Here is a 230-nt window from a genome sequence, read left to right as displayed (position 1 = left end):
GCACGCGCTTGGGGTCGAAATACCCTTTCTCGGCCAGGTAGGCGACGCCGCCGGAGCCGCCGGTTTCCTCGTCCGCCGTGCCGGAGATCTCGATGGCCCCCGCGAAATCGTGATGTTTCTCGATAAAAGCCTCCGCCGCGATGATCGAGGCGGCCAGACCGCCCTTCATGGTGTTTATGCGCATCTTCATCATGCCGTGGGCCAGCACCGAAAGCAGGAAAAGCCCGCAG

The 230-nt window shown here is 63.0% G+C and carries 1 protein-coding gene; it reads right to left on the bottom strand.

Features of this window, described 5'->3' with window-relative positions; genetic code table 11:
* Positions 1 to 230, bottom strand: a 230-nt coding sequence (locus tag AB2B41_RS23840) for a M20/M25/M40 family metallo-hydrolase (RefSeq protein WP_367880297.1), incomplete at both ends; no start/stop codon positions are given.

Origin of the sequence: Sulfitobacter sediminis (assembly GCF_040811725.1) — a bacterium.
Lineage (GTDB): Bacteria > Pseudomonadota > Alphaproteobacteria > Rhodobacterales > Rhodobacteraceae > Sulfitobacter > Sulfitobacter sediminis.
Note: the sequence above shows the minus strand (reverse complement) of the source record. Positions and strands in the feature narration are given on the sequence as shown.